Source organism: Clostridium sp. CTA-17 (assembly GCF_054767895.1).
On sequence record NZ_BAAABF010000003.1, the window covers coordinates 192,005 to 207,858 of the forward strand.

General features: G+C 28.6%; 18 protein-coding genes. All 18 read right to left on the bottom strand.

Features of this window, described 5'->3' with window-relative positions; genetic code table 11:
• Positions 1 to 190 precede the first annotated feature (190 nt).
• The 18 genes from spo0A to spoIIIAD all read right to left on the bottom strand — a co-directional run bounded on the left by spo0A (position 191) and on the right by spoIIIAD (position 15,814).
• Positions 191 to 1,021: a sporulation transcription factor Spo0A gene (gene spo0A / locus ACYUCG_RS07430; protein ID WP_139933744.1), complete on the bottom strand. Its 831-nt coding sequence runs from the start codon at positions 1,019 to 1,021 to the stop codon at positions 191 to 193.
• Positions 1,022 to 1,195: 174 nt separating this feature from the next.
• Positions 1,196 to 2,356, bottom strand: a complete 1,161-nt coding sequence (spoIVB, locus tag ACYUCG_RS07435) for a SpoIVB peptidase (RefSeq protein WP_139933745.1) — start codon at positions 2,354 to 2,356, stop codon at positions 1,196 to 1,198.
• A 176-nt stretch (positions 2,357 to 2,532) separates the two neighbouring features.
• On the bottom strand, positions 2,533 to 4,230 hold the full coding sequence (gene recN, locus ACYUCG_RS07440) for a DNA repair protein RecN (protein ID WP_460268377.1): 1,698 nt from the start codon (positions 4,228 to 4,230) through the stop codon (positions 2,533 to 2,535).
• Positions 4,231 to 4,245: 15 nt separating this feature from the next.
• Positions 4,246 to 4,698: an arginine repressor gene (locus ACYUCG_RS07445; protein ID WP_003451580.1), complete on the bottom strand. Its 453-nt coding sequence runs from the start codon at positions 4,696 to 4,698 to the stop codon at positions 4,246 to 4,248.
• Between the two features lie 22 nt (positions 4,699 to 4,720).
• Positions 4,721 to 5,551, bottom strand: a complete 831-nt coding sequence (locus ACYUCG_RS07450; protein ID WP_139933747.1) for an NAD(+)/NADH kinase — start codon at positions 5,549 to 5,551, stop codon at positions 4,721 to 4,723.
• A gap of 84 nt (positions 5,552 to 5,635) precedes the next feature.
• Positions 5,636 to 6,451 (bottom strand): TlyA family RNA methyltransferase, encoded by an 816-nt coding sequence (locus ACYUCG_RS07455; RefSeq protein WP_003458690.1) that lies wholly within the window; start codon positions 6,449 to 6,451, stop codon positions 5,636 to 5,638.
• A gap of 11 nt (positions 6,452 to 6,462) precedes the next feature.
• Positions 6,463 to 8,322, bottom strand: coding sequence for a 1-deoxy-D-xylulose-5-phosphate synthase (dxs, locus tag ACYUCG_RS07460; RefSeq protein WP_460268378.1), 1,860 nt, complete (start codon positions 8,320 to 8,322; stop codon positions 6,463 to 6,465).
• Between the two features lie 20 nt (positions 8,323 to 8,342).
• Positions 8,343 to 9,215 carry a polyprenyl synthetase family protein gene (locus tag ACYUCG_RS07465; protein ID WP_060795126.1) on the bottom strand — a complete coding sequence of 291 codons (873 nt, stop codon included), beginning with the start codon at positions 9,213 to 9,215 and terminating at the stop codon, positions 8,343 to 8,345.
• Positions 9,205 to 9,432 carry an exodeoxyribonuclease VII small subunit gene (locus tag ACYUCG_RS07470; RefSeq protein ID WP_003478339.1) on the bottom strand — a complete coding sequence of 76 codons (228 nt, stop codon included), beginning with the start codon at positions 9,430 to 9,432 and terminating at the stop codon, positions 9,205 to 9,207. The genes ACYUCG_RS07465 and ACYUCG_RS07470 overlap by 11 nt, the downstream gene beginning before the upstream one ends.
• An 18-nt stretch (positions 9,433 to 9,450) precedes the next feature.
• Complete coding sequence (gene xseA, locus ACYUCG_RS07475) at positions 9,451 to 10,653, bottom strand: exodeoxyribonuclease VII large subunit (protein WP_283683359.1); 1,203 nt, start codon at positions 10,651 to 10,653, stop codon at positions 9,451 to 9,453.
• 1 nt (position 10,654) lies between these two features.
• On the bottom strand, positions 10,655 to 11,488 hold the full coding sequence (locus ACYUCG_RS07480) for a bifunctional methylenetetrahydrofolate dehydrogenase/methenyltetrahydrofolate cyclohydrolase (protein ID WP_415341957.1): 834 nt from the start codon (positions 11,486 to 11,488) through the stop codon (positions 10,655 to 10,657).
• Positions 11,489 to 11,536: 48 nt separating this feature from the next.
• Positions 11,537 to 11,944, bottom strand: coding sequence for a transcription antitermination factor NusB (gene nusB, locus ACYUCG_RS07485; RefSeq protein WP_057257478.1), 408 nt, complete (start codon positions 11,942 to 11,944; stop codon positions 11,537 to 11,539).
• 118 nt (positions 11,945 to 12,062) lie between these two features.
• Positions 12,063 to 12,452: an Asp23/Gls24 family envelope stress response protein gene (locus tag ACYUCG_RS07490; protein WP_003451410.1), complete on the bottom strand. Its 390-nt coding sequence runs from the start codon at positions 12,450 to 12,452 to the stop codon at positions 12,063 to 12,065.
• 84 nt (positions 12,453 to 12,536) lie between these two features.
• On the bottom strand, positions 12,537 to 13,034 hold the full coding sequence (locus ACYUCG_RS07495) for a SpoIIIAH-like family protein (RefSeq protein ID WP_003451536.1): 498 nt from the start codon (positions 13,032 to 13,034) through the stop codon (positions 12,537 to 12,539).
• 25 nt (positions 13,035 to 13,059) lie between these two features.
• Complete coding sequence (gene spoIIIAG / locus ACYUCG_RS07500) at positions 13,060 to 13,644, bottom strand: stage III sporulation protein AG (RefSeq protein WP_460268411.1); 585 nt, start codon at positions 13,642 to 13,644, stop codon at positions 13,060 to 13,062.
• Between the two features lie 35 nt (positions 13,645 to 13,679).
• Positions 13,680 to 14,237 carry a stage III sporulation protein AF gene (gene spoIIIAF, locus ACYUCG_RS07505; RefSeq protein WP_060795130.1) on the bottom strand — a complete coding sequence of 186 codons (558 nt, stop codon included), beginning with the start codon at positions 14,235 to 14,237 and terminating at the stop codon, positions 13,680 to 13,682.
• Between the two features lie 7 nt (positions 14,238 to 14,244).
• On the bottom strand, positions 14,245 to 15,417 hold the full coding sequence (gene spoIIIAE / locus ACYUCG_RS07510) for a stage III sporulation protein AE (RefSeq protein ID WP_139933751.1): 1,173 nt from the start codon (positions 15,415 to 15,417) through the stop codon (positions 14,245 to 14,247).
• A 10-nt stretch (positions 15,418 to 15,427) separates the two neighbouring features.
• Positions 15,428 to 15,814, bottom strand: a complete 387-nt coding sequence (gene spoIIIAD / locus ACYUCG_RS07515) for a stage III sporulation protein AD (RefSeq protein WP_003451406.1) — start codon at positions 15,812 to 15,814, stop codon at positions 15,428 to 15,430.
• Between the last annotated feature and the right edge of the window lie 40 nt (positions 15,815 to 15,854).

The window sequence follows — 15,854 nt, forward strand, 5'->3', positions numbered from 1 at the left end:
AAAAAAGCACCTTTTACCATGCAATATTTTCGCTGATAAAAAGTGCTTTCTTCATAAATATAAATACATAAAAATATATTTATACTAAAGTTAATCCTATTAATATTTTTATAACATTATTTTTACTAATTACACTCTATTCATTGAGTTTATTGATATTCAAATACTAACAAACAAATATCTTAACTATTTAACTAACCTTGTTTTTTAGTCTTAATTTATCTGCAACCATAGCTATAAACTCTGAGTTTGTTGGTTTTCCCTTATCATTGTGTATAGTATGTCCAAATATTTTGTTTATAGCATCTATTTGTCCTCTTCCCCAAGCAACCTCTATAGCATGTCTTATTGCTCTTTCAACTCTACTTGCAGTAGTATTATATTTCTTTGCTATTGAAGGATATAATTCTTTTGTTATAGCTGACAATAATTCCATATCATTTACAACCATAGTTATAGCTTCTCTTAAATACATATATCCTTTTATATGCGCTGGAACTCCTATTTCATGAATTATACTAGTTATTTCAACCTCTAAATCTACAGGTTCCTTACTATCTTCTGAAGATACATACTCACCTTTTGATCCTTCAACTACACTAATTGTAGGTTTACTATTAGTAGGTTCCTCTGATATTGTACTATTAAACATTTGTCTTATTCTCTCTGTAAATACATCCATGTCAAATGGCTTAACAACATAATAGTCTGCACCTAAAGTTATAGCTCTTTGAGTAATTTTGTCTTGTCCAACAGCAGATAATACTATTACTCTTGGAGTTTTTTCTAATCCTAGAGAATTTATTCTTTCAAGTACACCTAGTCCATCTAAATGAGGCATGATTATATCTAATACAACTAAATCTGGTTGTTTTTCTTCTATAAGTTTTAAAGCTTCTAATCCATCTTTTGCAATTCCTGTAACCACAATATCTCTTTGACTTAATAAATAGTCATTTAAAATATTGCAAAATTCTTTGTTATCATCAGCAATTAATACAGATATTTTTGATTCCTTCATGCTTTCCTCTCCTTAACCAACTTTATATATCCATTTTTTTACAACTATTCTACTTTAAATTATATTCGACAAAACTTATTTATTTCCTTCTAAAAAAAATAAATACTAAAAAATTCATTTAATTTTCTAGTATTTATTATAACACATATTTACATTAATCACACTTATTTTCTATTATATAATTTTAGCATCCTTTAACATCCATTCTATATAAATTCCATATCCTATTTCGGGTTTATTAACCAAAACATGTGTTACAGCTCCAATTATTTTATCATTTTGTATAATTGGACTTCCACTCATTCCTTGAACAACCCCACCAGTTTTCTCTAATAATCTTTCATCTGTAATCTTAATAACCATACTCTTTGTACTAATACTCTCTTGCTTTGTAAGCTTTACAATTTCAATATCATATAGCTTAGGACCTTCTTCATCAATAGTAGTTATAATCTGAGCTGGTCCTGGTTGAATTTCATCTCTCCAACCAACTTTATAAGTTTTATTATTAATATTTTTCAAATTTTCTGTATTCATACTACCAAAGATTCCACATTGTGTATTTCCTGTAACATTTCCTATAGGTTTCTTGTCACTTGAAAAAATTCCTCTTAATTCTCCTGGATTACCTTTAACTCCTTTTTTTATACTTATTATTGAAGAATTTAAAAGATCTCCATTTTTTATTGAAAGAATTTTCTCTGTTTCACTATCTGTTATTGGATGACCTATTGCTCCATATTTTCCACTTTCTTTATCATAAAAAGTAAGTGTGCCTACACCAGCAGTAGAATCTCTTACCCAAAGACCTATTTTATAATCACCATCTTGATTCTTTGATAATTTTATGTTTTTTGTTATTTCTTCACCATTTCTCTCAAGCAATATTTCAACATTTTCTGATTTACTTTCATTAATTTTTTTTGATAAATCTTTTGAGTTTTTTATTTTATTTCCATTTACACTTATAAGTCTATCACCAATTTGTATACCACCATTTTGAGCTGGACTTGCTATTTCTACATTTCCTTTTGTTAAGTCTGAATACCCTACTGCCAATACACCATCTGTTGATACCCTTACACCAACTGAATTTCCTCCAGCGTAAAGCTCTATATCTCTTTTTTCTTGTTCACTATTTACAAGAGCTACGCCATATCTGTTCTTAAACTTTTCATCATTACTACTCTTAGAATTTAAAGAATAGAAATTACTACTTGCAAAAACATTATTACTCTCACAATAATCCTTTGCAAATGTTACAGAGGATAAAAGTAATATTAAAGAAATCATTATTATTGATATAATCTTTATTCTTTTGTTCATATTTTTCATTAACTATCTCCTCCTTTTCTATTCTTAATTTGCCCCTTTCAAAATCATAATATCCTGTATTAACTTTGTTATTCTAGCCAAATCAAATTAAAATATACTAAAATTCTCATATTAGTTTTAAAATAAAAAAAAATAGAACTGTTTGACAGTTCTATTTTGTATTAAAAACCACTATATTATGTATGAAAAGTCTTAATTGTTTCTTTTTTTGTGTCAGCTAGCTCTATCATCTCTTTAGCACTTAGTAATGTATTGCTTGTCATCTCAACGCCACCTAGCATTTTTCCAACCTCTTCAATTTTTTGGTTATAAGTTATAGGTTCAACCTTTGAAAAAGTCTTATTATCTATTACTTTTTTTCTAACCATATAATGATTGTCCGACATACTTGCTATTTGAGGAAGATGTGTTATACAAAAAACTTGATGTTTTGTTGATATTTCATACATCTTTTCTCCAACTGATTGAGCCACTCTTCCACTTATACCTGTGTCTATTTCATCAAATATAACTGTAGGAATCTTATCCTTATCTATAAACACAGCTTTTAAAGCTAACATTATTCTTGAAAGTTCTCCACCAGAAACTATTCTTTCCATAGGCTTTAAAGGTTCACCAGGATTTGTTGATATAAGAAATTGTACTTTGTCCTTGCCTTTAAAATTAAATGTTTCATCTTCCTCAATAAGAACTTCAAATCTACATTTTCCTAAACCAACATAGGCTAACTCTTTGTGAATATTTTCTTCTAAAATTTTTGAAAGCTCTATTCTTTTATTATGAATTCTATTAGCTATTTCACTTAAAACACTCTCAACTTTACTTTTTTCATTTAAAAGGTCTTCTATTATTTTTTCTGAATTTTTAATATTATTTATTTGAGATAAAATATTATTTTTATATTCTAAGATTTCAGCTATACTATTTCCATACTTTTTCTTTAATGCAGCAATCTTAAACATACGGCTATTTATTTCTTCTAATTCATTACCATCATAAACACTTTCATCACATATATCTCTAATTTCTCTAGCCATCTCTTGTATTTCATAATACATTTCCATTATTTTAGAGTTTATATTTTTAATTTTTTCTAAATGCTCTTCAACATTTGAAAGTTCCCTATTTACTACTGATAAAGAATCTACTACACTGCTTTCAACACCATTTAATAAATTGTATGATATCCCCAGTGAATTTTTTATTTTTTCTGCATTAGATAGAACATTAAATCTTTCTGTTAATTCTTCTTCCTCACCATTTCTAAGCTTGGCTTCTTCAATTTCATTTAATTGATATTCTAAATAATTTAAAAGTTTTTCATCTTTTCCTTCATTGCTTAATTCACTTATTTGTTTTTCTATACACTTAAGCTCTGAGAATTTTTCTCCATATTCTTTTAAATCTTCACTTAACTTAGAATCTCCAAAATCATCTAAATACATTATATGATTTTCTTTATTTAATAAATTTTGATTATTATGTTGACCATGTATGTCTAGAAGTGTGCTACTTATTTTTTTTAAAGTAGCTACTATTATACTTCTTCCATTAACCTTTATATTACTTCTACCGTTTATAAAAGTTTCTCTAGAAATTATTAAAGTATCATCATACTCTATTTCTAAATCATCTAAAATTTCTTTAAGCCTCTCATTATCATCTATTGAAAATATAGCCTCTACAAAAGTCTTTTCTTCTCCAGTTCTAATTAAGTCCTTATTAAATTTACTTCCTTGAACATAATTTATCGCATCTATAAGAATAGACTTACCAGCTCCAGTTTCTCCTGATAAAATAGTGAATCCTTCTTTAAAATCCAAAGATGCTTTTTCTATCAAAGCAAAGTTATTTATAGTTAATTGTAAAAGCATACTTCTCCTCCTTAACTATCCTTCTATCATTTCTAGTATCCTAGAAACTAGAGTTTCTGCTTTTTCTAAGCTTCTAACTAATATAAATATTGTATTGTCTCCTGCTATAGTCCCAGCAATTTCACCTAAGTGAAGGGTATCTATTGCTTCTGCTGCCGCAGATGCTGAACCTGATATTGTTTTAACAACAACCATCTTATCAACATTTTCTACTGAAGTTACAGTATTGGCTAATATATTGCTTAATCTATCAACCATTTCATTCTTTTCTTCTTCTATGATTGTGTATCTATAGTGACCTTTATTATCTTGTTTTTTTACAAGTTTTAAATTTTTTATATCCCTAGATACTGTAGCTTGAGTAACATCGAACCCAGCTTTTTTTAATTCTTCCGCTAACTCTTCTTGAGTTTCTATCGCTGTTGATTTTATAATTTCAATTATCTTAGAATGTCTCTTAGATTTCATCTTCAACTCACCTTCATAATATTTATTCTATCTTAAACAATTTTTTCCTTAGTACCTTAAAATAACTTTTATTATCAAATGAAATTATCCTAAAAAATTCTTGTGCTTTTTTTATTAAAACTTCATTGTGTTTTTCTAACTTTAATGCTTTTTGTCCATCTATTGTAACAAAGACATCTGATTCATTGATAAGAGGCTTAACTCTTACTGTGTTATTTCCATCTATTATCATAGGTCTTGAATTAGGTGTATGAGGACATATAGGGACTATTGATACTATTTGTAAATCTGGCATTATAAGTGGGCCTCCAGCTGAAAAAGAATAGGCTGTTGATCCAACTGGAGTAGAAATTATAACTCCATCCCCTTTAAAAGTAGCATAAAGTTCATCATTTATAAAGACCTCATATTGTGCCATTCTAGATAATGTTCCCCTAGCAACAACAATATCATTTAAAGCCCTTTCCTCTGAACAAGTTACCCCTTCTATAGTACAAGAAAGTAACATTCTTTCCTCTACCTTATAATCACCAACCTTTATTCTATATAAAGCTTCATCTAATTCGCTTATCTCAGCTGTAACTAAAAAGCCTAAATTTCCAATGTTAATTCCTAAAATTGGAGTATCTATAACTGTAGAGAATTTCCTAGCCACACCTAAAAGCGTTCCATCTCCACCAAGGACTATTAAAAGATCTAAAGACATTAAATCTTTATAATCTCCCTTATAAAATTGGTCTATAACTTTTATTTCATCAGGATTTAGATATTCTTTAACCTTTAAAATAACCAAATTTAAAATTTTATTTTCTTTATCTTTTTCTTTATTAATTATAATTCCTATATTTCTCATGCCCCAAAACACACCTTTACTTTAACTATGCAGTTTATCTAAAGTAATTATAAAATTAATATTTCTTATTCAACAATTTAATTTTTATAAATCACTATGAGATTTATCTACTACTTCATCTATAATATTATAATCAAACTCTTCTGTATTGTTATCCTTCTTTAAATATATTAAATATTCTATATTTCCTTCTGGTCCTTTTATAGGAGAGAAATCAAGACCTAATATATTTAATTTGTGTGATAAAGCAAAATCAACAATTTTCTTAATTACTTCTTTATGAGTAGAAGCTTCTCTTACAACACCCTTCTTACCAACCTTTTCTCTACCAGCTTCAAATTGAGGCTTAATAAGTGCCATAACTTCTCCCTTATCATTTAAAAGATTAAGTACAGCTGGCAAAACTGTTGTTAGTGATATAAAAGATACATCTATTGATGCAAAATCACATAATTCTCCTATTTGCTCTGGGGTTACATATCTTACGTTAGTTCTTTCCATACAAACAACTCTTGGATCTACTCTAAGTTTCCAAGCAAATTGTCCATAGCCAACATCAATTGAAAATACTTTTGAAGCATCATTTTGAAGCATACAGTCAGTAAATCCACCAGTTGATGCTCCAATATCTAAGCATCTCTTTCCTTTAAGGTCTATCCCAAAGGATTTAACTGCCTTATCAAGCTTAAATCCACCTCTACTAACAAAAGGTAGTTTTTCTCCTCTAAATATGATATTTGAACTTACAGGAACTTTTTCTCCAGCCTTATCAACTCTCTTTTCTCCTATGAATACCATACCTGCCATTATATATCTCTTAGCTTTTTCTCTTGACTCAGCAATACCTTGTTCAACAAGAAGTACGTCAAGTCTTTCTTTTTTCTCTTTTTTTTCTGCCATAATGTTCTCCTTTAAAGTAATTCAATTAATGTGTTTTTTATTCCTTCTGCATCTAACCCATTAATTTTATATAAAATATCAGGCTTACCATGTTCTATAAACTTATCATTAAATGCTAATGTAACAACTTTTTCTTTATGTCCAATTTCATTTAAATATTCTAGAACACCTTCTCCAAAGCCACCTTTTTTAATATTATCTTCAATAGTTACAATCTTAAATCCATCCTTTGATAAAGAATTTAATAATTCTTTATCCATAGGTTTTATAAAGGTTGCATTTATAATTAAAATATCTATATTTTTTTCTTCTTTTATCTTTTGTGCAGCAATCATAGCATGTTGAACCATTTTGCCAGTAGCAACTATTGCTATCTTCTCTCCCTCTTGAACCTTTTCCCATTTTCCATATTCTATTTTACTTAATGGTTTTAAATTAACATCAATATCTCCACCTCTTGGATATCTTATAGCTAAAGGTGCATTAAAATTACTTGCCCATTTTAAGATAACTTCCATTTCATCTATACACTTAGGTGCAACAATAGTCATATTAGGCATTGGAGATAAAAATGAAATATCGAATATACCTTGATGAGTTTCTCCATCTTCTCCAACTAAGCCAGCTCTATCTAAACAAAGTGTAACAGGTAGCTTTTGTATACATACATCATGTAAAACTTGGTCATAAGCTCTTTGTAGGAAAGTGGAATAAACTGCAAAAAATGGTTTTAAACCCTCTGCTGCCATTCCAGCAGCTAAAGTAACAGCGTGTTGTTCTGCTATTCCTACGTCAAAAAATCTCTCAGGAAATTCTGTTCTAAAATCTTTTAATCCTGTTCCATCTGGCATAGCAGCAGTAATTGCAACAATCTTATCATCATTTTTAGCTAATTTAATCATTTCTTCACCAAAGGTAGAAGAATAATTTCTACTTGCAAACTTTGAAATTACTCCTTGTTCTAAATCAAAAGGAGATACTCCATGATACTTATTAGGATTTTTTTCTGCCAATTCATAGCCTTTTCCTTTTTTAGTAACTGTATGTATTATAACTGGTCCTTTTATATTTTTAGCTATGCTTAAAACCTCATTTAATTCTCTAATATTATGTCCATCTACTATACCAAAATATTTTAATCCAATATCTTCAAAGTACATACTTGGTACAACAATTTTTTTAATACCATCTTTTAATTTTGAAAGAGAGTTCTTTACTCTTTTCCCAAAAGAAGTTGTATCTAAAGTTGATCCAATATCTGATTTTAATTTATTATAACCTACACCCATTCTAAGCTTATTTAAATAGGTTGCAAGTCCTCCAACATTTTTACATATAGACATTTGATTATCATTTAATATTATTATAAGATTATCTTTTCTATATCCAATATCGTTTAAGGCTTCTAAGGCCATACCTCCAGTTAAGGCTCCATCACCTATAACTGCTATAACCTTATTATCTTTTCCAAGTAGCCTCTGCGCTCTAGCCATACCTGCTGCTGAAGATAGTGATGTACTACTATGTCCAGTGGCAAAAAAATCATATTCACTTTCTGTTCTCTTAGGAAATCCACACAATCCACCATATTGTCTTAAAGTATTAAATTTATCTTTTCTTCCTGTTAATATCTTATAAGCATAAGATTGATGTCCAACATCCCATATTATTCTATCTTCACTAAAATCAAAATTTTTAAACAAAGCTACTGTTAAATCAATAACTCCTAAGTTTGAAGCAAAATGTCCCCCAGTATTTGAAACACTTTCAATTAAAAATTCTCTTAAATCTTCAGCTAATATTTCTAATTCTTTCTCATCTAAATCCTTTATTTCTTTAGGATCAGTTATTTTCTGTAGAACTTCACTCATTTAAACCAAATCCTTTATTATTAAAATTTTCTCTCTAAAAGTTTCATGGTTAAAACTTTTAGAGGCTCTGTATTTCCTTCTATTGAACTTAATATCTCTATACATTCCTCAGTTATATTCACGCATTTTTTCTTACACTCTTCTAATCCAAAAATGGTTATATAATTATTTTTATTGCTTTCTTGGTCTTTGTGAACATTCTTCCCTAAATCTTTTGCATTTCCCACTACATCTAATATATCATCTTTTATTTGAAATGCTAAGCCTAACTTATATCCAAAATCCTCTAATTTTTTAATATCTCCCTCTGAAGCTTCTGCTAAAATAGCCCCAGACATTATTGAAGCTTTTATAAGTTCCCCTGTTTTCTTTAAATGCATATAATCTAATTCTTCTAAAGAAATTTCTTCCTTATCTTCATTTATTATATCAACAATTTGCCCACCAATCATTCCATCTGATCCTGCGGCGTCTGCAATTATCTTAGTTGCCTTTAATGCACTTCTTCCTTCTTCTAAAGAATAATCAACTAAAATTTTCATAGCTTCATTTAAAAGGGCATCTCCAGCTAAAACAGCAATAGCTTCTCCAAAAACCTTATGATTTGTAGGTTTTCCTCTTCTTAAATCATCATTATCCATACATGGTAAATCATCATGTATTAAAGAATAAGTGTGTATCATTTCTATGGCCATTGCAGGTGTTAATATTTTTTTATAATCACTTTTATAAATATAGTAAGCTAAAAGCATTAATATTGGTCTTATTCTTTTTCCTCCTACATTTATGCTATATGCCATTGAATCATATAAAACTTTATTGTACTCTCTATCTTTATTAAAATAAGCTTTTAAAGACTGATCAACTTCTTCTTTTAAGCTATTAATATTCATTGCTGTATCCTCCAAAGTCTTCCTCTTTTTCATCTTCAACAACCTTTATTTTCCCTTCTAAAGTGTTGAGCTTTTTATATAGTTTATTTATTATTTTAACGCCATTTTCATAGCTTTTTATAGACTCTTCTAAGGTCAAATCTCCATTTTCAAGTTGCTTTACGATTTCATTTAATTCACTAACCATACTTTCATAATTAGTTTCTTTTCTAGCCATTTTATCTCTCTTTGCTCCTTATTCATTAATAATTTTTATATCTATATTAACGGAACCATCCTTCATTATCACTTTTACCATATCGTTCTTTTTTAATTCACTTACTTTGTTAATTACTTTATCTTCCTTATCCATTATTACTGAATATCCTCTTCCTAAAGTGTTTAATGGATTTAAAGTTTGTAATATGCTATTTAAAGCAATAAGTTCATCTTTTGCCTTATCAATTTTTCTTTTTCCTAAAAAGTTTAACTTTTCTTCTAAGGTATTTACTTCTTTTATTCTTTTTTCAATTATATGTGTAGGATTATTACCTTTTAATCCTTTGTATAATAAATCTACATCTCTCTTTGCATTTAAAAATCTTCTATCAATGGCTCTATGTAAGAACTCTTTTTTATTTAATAAATCATTTATCATTTCTTGTAATGATGGTGATACTAACTCTCCTGCTGCTGATGGTGTAGGTGCTCTCATATCACTTACAAAATCACTAATAGTAAAATCTACTTCGTGGCCAACAGCTGATACAGTAGGTATTCTACTATTAAATATCTCATATGCTAATTCTCTATTATTAAAAGCCCAAAGTTCTTCAATAGATCCTCCACCTCTACCTAAGATGATAACATCAACTGATTTCTCATTATTAAAATATCTAATACCCTCAATTATTGAATCTGCTGCATTTTCTCCTTGAACCTTTGCTGGATATAAAATAATATCTAAAGCTTTATTTCTTCTTTGTATTACGTTTATTATATCCCTTACTGCTGCTCCAGTCCTTGCTGTAATTATTCCAATTCTCTTAGGGAATTTTGGTAAGGCTCTCTTGTATTTTTCATCAAAAATTCCTTCTTCACTAAGTTCTTTTTTTAATTTATGAAATTCTTCAAAAAGTTCTCCAATTCCTGCTTTTTTAATATTTTCACAGTAAAGCTGATAAGTTCCTTCTTTATGATAAACACCTAATCTAGCCTTTACCTCTACCTTCATTCCTTCTTCTAGTCTAAAATCTAAATTAACTGCATTATTTTTAAACATAATGCAGTTAACCTTGCTATTTTCATCTTTCAATGAAAAATAAATATGACCACTTGAATGGAATTTTAAATTAGATATTTCACCTTTGACATTAAGATTCTTTAATATAAAGTCATTTTCAACTAACTTTTTAATGTAGTTATTAACTTCACCAACAGATAATGTCTTTAGTTTCATTCTAATCTAACTCCTTACAAACATTTTTTAAAAGAAGAGTCGTAGTTAAAGAACCTACGCCTCCTGGAACTGGTGTAATTAATGATGCTTTTTCATAAACATCATCAAAATTAACATCTCCCGTTATTTTACCATTAACCTCACTAGTTCCTACATCAATAACAACCGCTCCTTCTCTAACATAAGAAGAATCTATGAAATTAGCCCTTCCAATAGCTACTACTAATATGTCAGCTCTCTTACAAACTTCTTTTAAGTTCTTAGTTCTTGAATGACATACTGTTACTGTAGCATTTTCATTTAAAAACATTTGAAAAAGAGGTTTACCAACTATATTGCTTCTTCCAATAATAACAACTTCTTTCCCCTCAATTTCAATGTTATAAGCTTTTAAAAGAGTTATTACACTGTTTGGTGTGCATGGCATAAAACACTTCTCACCCTTATAGAATCTACCCACACTTAACTCAGAAAGACAATCTAAGTCTTTATCTGCATCTATTAAATTTGTAACTGCCCTCTCATCAATATGCTTTGGTAAAGGTAATAAAAGCATTATTCCATTTACACTGTCATCTTTATTTAACTCTTCTATCTTAAGTTTCAGATTTTCTTCTGAAATACTTTCATCTAATTTTATCTTCTCAAAGTCTATTCCTAAATTATTAGCTAATTTTTCTTGGAAGTTTTGGTAATATACTGAGCCTCCATCATCCCCAACTAGTATAGACGATATTTTTAAAGACTTTCCAGAAGCTTTTAATTCCTCTGTATAACTCTTAATTTGCCTCTTTATGTCTATAGCCACTGTTTTTCCGCTTAAAATTTTATCCATTACCTGCCCCTCCAAATCTTATCATTCTAGTAAAAATAAATTTAGCCCCTATTGCATATTCTTATATACTTTATCTAAAACTCCATTTATAAATGAAACTGATTTATTATCTGAATATTTTTTACATAATTCAATAGCTTCATTTATTGATACCTTTCCTGGTACATCCTCTGCAAATAACATTTCATATGTAGAAATTCTTAAAATTGATAAGTTAACTTTTGAAATTCTGTTTAATTTCCATTTTACAAGTTGACTTTCTATTAAAGAATCTAATTTTTCCTTATTTTCTTCTATTCCTAATAATCCTGATTTTATGTATGCTAGATCTAAATCATCCTTAGAAATGTCTTCGTTCTCCATAAAAGAATTGAAAGTTTCTAATGCAGTTTCTGAAGTTATTTCCATTTGGTAAGCTAATTGTAATAAATATTCTCTTGATTTTACTCTATTCATTATATCCTCCTATGTTTTGAAAATACTCTATTTAGTATTATTGTCTTAATTTATATTATTAATCATATAGTTAATGATTTAACACAATGAAACACCCTCTGAAATCAGAGGGTGACTACTATTTTTTTAATATTTCATTTTTATCTTCTTCTTTTAAGATAATTATGTTTTGCACATATATGTTCACTAGTGCCACCTTAAGTCCAGTTATAGCTTCAACAGTCCTTCTTACGTTTTCCTGCACTTGAGAAACTACATCAGGGATCTTAATTCCGTATTGAACAGTAACACCAATTTCTATAACTGCTTCACCATTCTCTACATTAACCTTAATGCCCTTACCTAAACTTTTCTTTGAAAATTTATGTCCTATTCCAGTGCTATTATTGTGATTTATCTCAAGTATTCCGTCTATCTCAGATGCAGCTATACCAGCTACGACACCGATAACTTCATCAGATATATTAACTATACCTAAGTTAGCTTCATCTCTATTCATTTCATTCATAAAGCTGAACCCTCCTACTAATCTTCACGAAACTTAATTAGTTATAGGTTCATTATAGCAAATAACTAATTACAATACAATTAATTATTTTTTTTCTATATCAACGTCATATACTTTTGATACATTCATAACTATATCTTGGATTTCAACCATTTTCTCTTGAGTTAACTCTTCATTAGTCTTAACTACAACCTTAGCATTATCACCATCTATAAAACATATTACATCTTCATAACCTTTGCTCTTTATACTAAGTTCTATTCTTGTTTCATAATCTCTTGCCATAGTTTTTTCAGTTAATTCTTTTTCAGCTTCTTCTTTTTGTTCTGCTGAAGTGTTCTTATCTTCTACTATAGCTTTTAAGTTATCGATAGTTTTAGAATCTTTTTGTTCTCTTAAATTTCTTGATTCATAAAAATAATTTGAAGATGTTTCAGTTGCATTGTCATCATTTTCTCCAAAAGCTGTAGGAACTTCTCCCATGCTCTCTTTAATTTGATTGTTAACTCTAGTTGCTAGAACGCCAGTACAAACTATTAATGCTAAAAGTGTTAAAATTATCCCTGCTTGTTTTCTGTTCATAATGAACCCCCCATAAATTTCAATTTTATTTTTTCATTGCTAATACATTTACCTTATCAACACTTATGTTATATAAGCTTGATATTGCTTTTGTTATTTCATACTTTATCTTGCTATCTTCTGCACCCTCAGCCACAACCATGACTCCTAAAACCTCTGGCTTTTCTGTTTTTAATATAACTGGTTCACTTCCATTAGAGCTATTTGACATAACGATTTTATCTCCATCTGTTTCTTGTGAATTAACTCTTGTTCCTCCTTCACTATCAGTTTCTTCTGTAGTGCTTTTTTGAGAAGAATTATCTACAGCTGGTACTTTTACTTCACTGCTTTGAAAGTTTATTACTACATCTACTAATCCTACTCCATTTATTTTTCCTAATATCCTCTCTAAATCTTTTTCTTGTTTTTCTTGATAACTTAAAACCTCTGAATCTTTTTGACTATTACTATTCATATCCTCTTTTGATACTTTTTCTAAATTAGTTTTCTCATTCTTAGTTATATTGTTTACACCTGTAAAATATGACACAACTAAATAAAACATTATAACTAATAAAAGTAGTATTATTAAATTAGTAATATTCTTCTGTTTCAAAATTTTAGACATTTTATCTTTGAACCCCAGCACCTTTATACCACCTCCTAGGCATATGAAACAATTATATTTTCATGAGAAATTTCAAGTTCCTTTTCAACAAACTTTTCAACTTTTTCTAAAAAAGAATCCTTTTTCTCTTCTTTATTAACCTTTTCTTTTCCAACAACAACCTTATCTACCTTTTTTACTTTTTTTTCATCTAAAACTGTAATTTCTGCTTTTTCTATATTAAATTTCACTTCGTCAAAATCTATTTTCCCAATTAAATTAACTTCAAACTCATTCTCATAGAATTCATCTTTTAATGACTTTTCTAAGTTTTTCTCAACACTTTTTAAAATTGCTTCTTCATCATATAATGACTTTTTTTCCTCATCTTTACTTGTAACATCACTTATTTTATCCTGAAAAACAGTTTCATCTATGTCCTTATTTAAAGTCAAAAGCCCTATTATTGGTGATAGCATTACAGAAAGTATTATTAATGAAAATGCAAATTTAACATGTTTTTTTATTGAAGAATTAGGTAAAATTATATGAGCAATAGATATGATGACTATAACAACGCAAAGAGTTGAAATCCAATTTTTTAAAAGTTCCATCTTATTTCTATCCTCCTACTATAAAATTACCTGCCGTAGCCATCATAGATGCCATAATAAAGAACATTATGCTGACACTTATTATGCATGACATTATCATAAATAAGGCTTCTCCAACAGTTTCCACACTACTAGAAATCTTTGAATCAACAACAGGCTCAATAACTGCTGACGTAAGTTTAAAGCATATAGCCATAAGGCCTATTTTTATTATTGGATAAATTACAATTACAACGAGAACTATTACTCCCAAAGAAGTTATTACACTTTTCATAGCTAAGGAATATCCTGCTACTGTGGTTATTGCATCTGAAAATGCCTTTCCCACTATAGGCACAAAATTATCTACAGCAAACTTTACTGTTTTTACAGCCACTGCATCCAAGGTATCTGCCGTCATTCCTCTTAAAGTTAATATTCCAACAAATATTGTTAATATAAACCCTTGAGATATAATAACAACCTGTTTTATAAACTTACACATTCTATCTATTTTAAATTCGCTAGAAAGATTATTAACAAACTGTAATGTAAAGTATGCTAATATTAGTGGGAATAAAAAGTATGTGTAAATTCTAGGAGTTATAGAAACTGCCCCTAGTACTATAGGATCTATTGTAACAGCTGATGTTACTCCCCCCGAAGTAGCTATAAGCATTACAATAACAGGAACAATAACATTCATAAAATCTATAATTGAAGTTAAGACTTCTTTCCCTAAATTAAGAGATATAAAGAAACTTTTAGTTAAAAGCATTATAAGTAGGGCATAGCAAGCAAAAAATGCTACCTGTGTTACTCCTTCTTCAATATTAAAAGCATCCTGTAAATTTTTAAGTAAGGCACTTAAAAGAGCAATTACTAGTATTGAAGCAATAAACTTTAAAACTATGTTAAGTTCTCTAAACATATAACTAAGTATTGAAGCACCTATTTTCTTTAAGGTTATTGGATCTTCTCCACTTTCTAAATAATTCATTATATATTCCTTAGCAGACATATTGCCTAATATATCTTCTTCTGTTTCTAAATTATTTATATAATCATAAAATCTTTCTATTCTTGAGTCATTGTCTATTTTTTCTTTTGAACTCTCTAAGTTATCATTCGCCAAAACTTTTAAGTTAAAGCAAAATACAAAGATAAGAGATAATAATATTATGTTTATCAACTTTTTCATATCTTAGCTCCTACATTATACTTAAAATAGAATTCAAAATATTAGCCATTATTGGTATAGCTAATAATAGAATCATAATTTTTCCTGTAAACTCTACCTTCTTACCTAGTACTGTGACCCCTGCATCATTACATATATAACTACAAAAAGTTGAAAGATATGCTATGGCAATAATTTTCATAACTATAGCAATATATGATGAATCCATTCCAGACTCTCTTGCTATATCCTGCATAAATGCTATTATTTCATTAACATAAGGCATTACAAAAAGAAAAATTACTATGCCAGCTCCTAAAAGAAGAAAAACTGCAAAGGTGCTCTTATTATCTTTTAAAACTAGATATAAAAATAAACTTATAAGTACAAAGCTTATTACTTGTATAACTACATCCATATTTGATTTTGCCAGTAATCTTTTTCTTTATTTAAACCTT

Coding starts and splice junctions, on each gene's coding strand:
- spo0A (WP_139933744.1), bottom strand. CDS start 1,021: ATGAAGGAATCAAAAATATCTGTATTAATTGCTGATGATAACAAAGAA.
- spoIVB (WP_139933745.1), bottom strand. CDS start 2,356: ATGAAAAATATGAACAAAAGAATAAAGATTATATCAATAATAATGATT.
- recN (WP_460268377.1), bottom strand. CDS start 4,230: ATGCTTTTACAATTAACTATAAATAACTTTGCTTTGATAGAAAAAGCA.
- ACYUCG_RS07445 (WP_003451580.1), bottom strand. CDS start 4,698: ATGAAATCTAAGAGACATTCTAAGATAATTGAAATTATAAAATCAACA.
- ACYUCG_RS07450 (WP_139933747.1), bottom strand. CDS start 5,551: ATGAGAAATATAGGAATTATAATTAATAAAGAAAAAGATAAAGAAAAT.
- ACYUCG_RS07455 (WP_003458690.1), bottom strand. CDS start 6,451: ATGGCAGAAAAAAAAGAGAAAAAAGAAAGACTTGACGTACTTCTTGTT.
- dxs (WP_460268378.1), bottom strand. CDS start 8,322: ATGAGTGAAGTTCTACAGAAAATAACTGATCCTAAAGAAATAAAGGAT.
- ACYUCG_RS07465 (WP_060795126.1), bottom strand. CDS start 9,215: ATGAATATTAATAGCTTAAAAGAAGAAGTTGATCAGTCTTTAAAAGCT.
- ACYUCG_RS07470 (WP_003478339.1), bottom strand. CDS start 9,432: ATGGCTAGAAAAGAAACTAATTATGAAAGTATGGTTAGTGAATTAAAT.
- xseA (WP_283683359.1), bottom strand. CDS start 10,653: ATGAAACTAAAGACATTATCTGTTGGTGAAGTTAATAACTACATTAAA.
- ACYUCG_RS07480 (WP_415341957.1), bottom strand. CDS start 11,488: ATGGATAAAATTTTAAGCGGAAAAACAGTGGCTATAGACATAAAGAGG.
- nusB (WP_057257478.1), bottom strand. CDS start 11,944: ATGAATAGAGTAAAATCAAGAGAATATTTATTACAATTAGCTTACCAA.
- ACYUCG_RS07490 (WP_003451410.1), bottom strand. CDS start 12,452: ATGAATGAAATGAATAGAGATGAAGCTAACTTAGGTATAGTTAATATA.
- ACYUCG_RS07495 (WP_003451536.1), bottom strand. CDS start 13,034: ATGAACAGAAAACAAGCAGGGATAATTTTAACACTTTTAGCATTAATA.
- spoIIIAG (WP_460268411.1), bottom strand. CDS start 13,644: ATGTCTAAAATTTTGAAACAGAAGAATATTACTAATTTAATAATACTA.
- spoIIIAF (WP_060795130.1), bottom strand. CDS start 14,237: ATGGAACTTTTAAAAAATTGGATTTCAACTCTTTGCGTTGTTATAGTC.
- spoIIIAE (WP_139933751.1), bottom strand. CDS start 15,417: ATGAAAAAGTTGATAAACATAATATTATTATCTCTTATCTTTGTATTT.
- spoIIIAD (WP_003451406.1), bottom strand. CDS start 15,814: ATGGATGTAGTTATACAAGTAATAAGCTTTGTACTTATAAGTTTATTT.